A 4,681-nucleotide genomic window follows, 5' to 3' on the forward strand; every position below is an offset into this window, starting at 1 on the left:
TGGCGTCCACAGGGATGCGCCAGGGCGAGGTGTTCGGGCTGACGGTCGACCGGATCGACTTCCTCCGCCGGACGGTGCGAGTCGACCGACAGCTCGTCGGCATCAGCGGCCACGCCCCGGCGTTGGCCCCGCCAAAGACCGACGCGAGCTATCGCACGATCCCGCTCCCCCAGGTCGCCGTCGACGCCCTCGCGACTCACCTCGCCGCCTTCCCCGTGGGGGACGAGGGGCTGGTCTTCACCGGCTCCGAGGGGCAGATGCTGCGCCGGTCCGCCTTCGGCAACGTCTGGCGTCAGGCGACCGACAGCCTCCTGATCCGGCACGGCGGGGTAAACCCGCAGGTCAGGGGCCTTGGGGTGGATGAGTCGGTCGATACGCCGGGGAGTGTTCTGGCATCACCACGACCTGCGACGACTCACCACAAAGGGCGTCTGACCTGGGACTTTACCGTTGAGCGATGTTGCCTGTGAATGACAGTTTGCGGGCGTTCTGCGGACTTCCTGCGGACTCGTTGCGGACTAGCGGCTTGACGCCCTTGCGCGATGCCGAAGAAGCAGGTCACGACCGTGCCGGGCTTCCCCGCTGGGCTGATCCCTGTTCCACCTCCTGAGGACTGTCAGCTGCTCTGGGGGCAGGGGCTGGCCTCCTCGAGTAGCTATCGCGATCTCACATCCAGGTTGGCGATCCGATCATCGTCGTTCCTCTGAGCAGCGGAGGGTGTCACGTCGCTGTCTACGGTGGTGGCCAACCCACGCCCCGTGGAGGGTCCTTCAGTTCAGCGCAATCTCGCTTCTCCGGTGTCCGGTCATCCCTGCCACGGCGTGGTCGGCGTGATGACAGGACACCCTGTGGTCCGCACCCCTCAAGGCCAGGTGCGGCTCCTGCATGGAGCAGACCTCGGACGCGAGGGGGCATCGGGTGTGGAAGCGGCACCCGCTGGGGGGTCGGTCGGGGAGGGTGGTTCCCCGGCGAGCACGATTGGCAGCGGCCACGAGAAACTGCCCGGAGGCGGCCACATAACTGCCCGGTAGCGGCCACGAGAAGTGCCCGCTGACGGTCACGGGATCTGCCCGACACGAGTTCGTTGGCCTCACCGCATACAGCGGTTGAGGCCCCTCCTGGGGTGCGGTGGCGGTGCTGATGCGCCTGCCGCCCCCCAGGAGGGACACCATGAAGTCTGCCGAGGAGATCATGAACATGTTGGAAGCCTTCGACCTGACCGGGTCGTTGCGGGACGCCGGGGAGTTGTCCGGGGTCTCGCACCACACCGTCGCGAGGTACGTCGCCGCCCGCGAATCGGGCGTCCTGTCCGATCGTCCCGCTGCGAGACCGCAGCTGATCGACGAGTTCCTGCCCAAGATCGAGGAGTGGATCGAGCGGTCCAAGGGCAAGCTCCGCGCGGATCGAGCCCACGAGAAGCTCGCAGCCCTCGGGTACACCGGGTCCGAGCGCACGACCCGACGCGCGGTCGCGGCGGTGAAGAAGGACTACCGCCTCGGTCGTGTCCGCGTCCACCGTCCGTGGGTGACGGAGCCGGGGATGTGGCTGCAGTACGACTTCGGTGACGGCCCGGTCATCGACGGGGTGAAGACCACGTTGTTCATCGCGTGGTTGGCGTGGTCGCGGTTCCGGGTGGTCCTGCCGATCCGGGACAAGACGATGCCGTCGGTGATGGCCGCGCTCGACGTGACGCTGCGCCGGCTCGGTGGCGCCCCGACGTACGTGTTGACGGACAACGAGAAGACCGTCACGACCGAGCATGTCGCCGGGGTGCCGGTGCGCAACCCGGGGATCGTCGCCTTCGCTCGGCACTACGGTCTCACCATTCACACCTGCGTCCCGGCTGACCCGGCGTCGAAGGGTGGGTCGGAGTCGTCGGTGAAGATCGCCAAGGCTGACCTGGTCCCGAAGGACACGAACCTGCGCGAGCAGTACGCCTCGTTCGCGCAGCTCGAGGCCGCGTGCGAGGAGTTCTGTGACCACGTCAACACGAGGGTCCACCGGGTCACCCGCCGGGTCCCGGTGGAGATGCTCGCCGAGGAACACGCCCGGCTTCACCCCATCCCGCTCGTCCCGCACACGGTCGCGTTTGGGGTGACCCGGACCGTGCCGCCGAGCACCCCGATGGTCTCGTTCGAGGGTGGGCAGTACTCCGTCCCGGCCCGGCTGCTCGGTCAAACGGTGTGGGTCCGCGTCCACGGCAAAGGCGCTGACGAGGTGATCGTGCTCGTGCACGTCGGCCCGACCGGGCCGGTCGAAGTCGCCCGCCACGCCCGTGCTACCCCGGGCAGCCCGAAGATCAACGATGACCACTTCCCCCACACCCCCGTGGGGGCGCTGGGGCGGAAACCGTTGGCCCGGAACGCTGCTGAGGTTGAGTTCCTGACCATCGGTGACGGTGCCCGGCTGTGGCTGAGCGAGGCCGCGGCCGCGGGCACGACGAAGATCCGGGTCAAGATGGCCCAGGCCGTGACGTTGGCGAAGCTGTTCGACACCAAGGACGTCGACTGGGCGCTGGGCCACGCCGCGGTTCACGCCCGGTTCGCCGAGGCCGACCTCGCGTCCATCCTCGATCACCACCAACACGTCACGCGGAACGCGGCGGTCAGCCGTGCCGGAGAAGACGGGTCCCTGACCCAGGGCACCTCCAGCTGGGCCGCCCTCGGCGCTGCCACGACTTCGACCTTGACCTCGGGCCCGGAGACGGCGTCGTCGTCGGCGCTGTGTAACGACCGTGCTGTCACGGTCAACGACCCTCGACCGGAGGTGACCTCGTGAGCTCGGCGACGAAGACGACCGCAGCCCCGGCCCTGGGTGTCCCGGCCCCACCGCCGCTGCCCGACGACCTCGAGGCGCTGCTGCGGCGGTTACGCCTGCCGCACATCCGGCGCCACGCCCCTGAAGTCGTCGCGACCGCGAAGGCCCAACGGTGGGAACCCGTCGAGGTCCTGCGGGCCCTGCTCGGCGAGGAAGCCGCCGGCAGGGAACGGTCCGCCCTCGCGACCCGCCGCAGCACCGCCGGGTTCCCCACGGGCAAGACGTTCGACGCGTGGGACCCGCAGGCCTCCTCGATCCCCGCGCCGACCCAGCAGGCCCTGCGGACCTTGGAGTGGGTCCACCGGCGGGAGAACCTCGTCGTGTGCGGCCCCTCGGGCACCGGCAAGACGTTCCTGCTCGAGGCCCTGGGCCAGCAAGCCGTCGAGCAAGGCCTGAAGGTCGCCTGGTTCACCCTCGAAGACCTCGGCATCCTGCTACGCCGCCACCGCGCCGACGACACCGTCACCCGCGCCATCGCCCGCGTCCTGCGAGCAGATCTCGTCGTGGTCGACGACATTGGCCTGCTCCCCGTGGCCCACGACGCCGCCGAGGGCCTATACCGCCTCGTCGATGCCGCGTACGAGAAGCGGTCCATCGCGATCAGCTCGAACCTGCACCCCGCCTCGTTCGACGAGCTGATGCCCAAGACCCTCGCAACCGCGACCGTCGACCGGCTCCTGCACCACGCCCACATCTGTCAGACCACCGGCGACAGCGTCCGCCTGACCCAAGCCCTCGCCGGCGCGGGGGTGAGCCCCTTGACCTGACCCACCCCCTGAGGCCGAGGGTGGCCAGCACTGGGCAGATCCCATGGCCACCACCGGGCAGTTCTCGTGACCGTCACCGGGCAGGTCTCACGACCGCCCCTGGGCAGATCTCAATGGCCCTTGACAGAGCGGCGCGTCGACAGCTCAGCCCGGGGTAACCAGCGATGTGCAGGGCGAGCGGCGGGACGAGTGGCTACCGTGTCCATGCAGACCCGGGAGCCGCCTTTAGCTCAAAGCAACTGTCCGGTTGGGGCTACGACGTGTCCTCAGCCACGATCCTTGTGTGGCCAGCGTCTGGCCACCGCCAGCTAAGCGAACTCGGTAAGCCACGACCCTCGCGCCCTTGAGCCATTCCGCGCGTTCGACCGGCCGGAGCAGTTGCGCCTCGAGCCAATCCGCCGCTAGTGCGGCAAAGAATTCCGGGTCTTCCTGAACACCCTGCACATGGAGGTCGGTGTCATCCCCTCCGTTGTCCAAGAGGCTGCCATCGCCCCATTCACCTTCTAATTTGAGTCCCCAGGACGTAGCAGACCAGTAACCAACCTGGAGCTCGGTCAGTCCGAAGCTGCCCTCAAGAGCGGGGTGGCTGACCGTGACGATGAGCGGAGTCAGCACGGCCAAGCACCCAGAAGCCTCCGGAAGCAGGCCAGCAACGGACCAACCCGATGCGCGGACACGCAGATGCTTTAAGAACCGGTCTTCGTCGTCAGACCTCGGCTCGCTGCCGCCGAACCAGCCGACATCCGTCACAGCGCTCCTGACTCCACAAGACGTAAGGTACTGCCGCGCGGGCAGTCAGGCCATCTTCGGGGTCTGGTCCGCCCTGAGCCCTTCCGGTGGACGGTAGAACGTACCTAGCCGATCCGCAGCCACTCTCAAGAACCGGGCCGGCCCGTCTGCCTCAAAAGGCTGGCCCGGTCCGCAGACAAGGACCCTGCCCCACTCCGCCGCGAGTGCGGCCGTCCCACACCGCCGCGAGTGCGGCTGTCCCACACCGCCGCGAGAGCGGCTGTGCGCACGCCGCGCTGGCAGCTGGTCCACACGTCGCGACGGGGTCATGTACCTGCCCCAAGCCCAGCGCCCTATCGGCACCGCCG

General features: G+C 68.6%; 2 protein-coding genes and 2 pseudogenes. 3 read left to right on the forward strand and 1 reads right to left on the reverse strand.

Annotated elements, in window-relative coordinates; genetic code table 11:
• The 3 genes and pseudogenes from ACLL9L_RS05100 to istB form a co-directional block, all read left to right on the forward strand.
• A pseudogene (locus ACLL9L_RS05100) lies at positions 1–470 on the forward strand (hypothetical protein); the annotation flags it as partial.
• A gap of 700 nt (positions 471–1,170) precedes the next feature.
• Positions 1,171–2,679 (forward strand): annotated as a pseudogene (gene istA, locus ACLL9L_RS05105) (IS21 family transposase); the annotation flags it as partial.
• Positions 2,680–2,774: 95 nt separating this feature from the next.
• Positions 2,775–3,584 carry an IS21-like element helper ATPase IstB gene (gene istB, locus ACLL9L_RS05110; RefSeq protein ID WP_411283565.1) on the forward strand — a complete coding sequence of 270 codons (810 nt, stop codon included), beginning with the start codon at positions 2,775–2,777 and terminating at the stop codon, positions 3,582–3,584.
• A 225-nt stretch (positions 3,585–3,809) separates the two neighbouring features.
• Here istB and ACLL9L_RS05115 read toward each other — a convergent pair whose 3' ends face one another.
• Positions 3,810–4,334, reverse strand: a complete 525-nt coding sequence (locus ACLL9L_RS05115; RefSeq protein ID WP_411283566.1) for a hypothetical protein — start codon at positions 4,332–4,334, stop codon at positions 3,810–3,812.
• Positions 4,335–4,681: the final 347 nt, after the last annotated feature.

This window comes from Lapillicoccus sp., from assembly GCF_046595215.1.
In the GTDB taxonomy this organism is placed as follows: domain Bacteria; phylum Actinomycetota; class Actinomycetes; order Actinomycetales; family Dermatophilaceae; genus Lapillicoccus.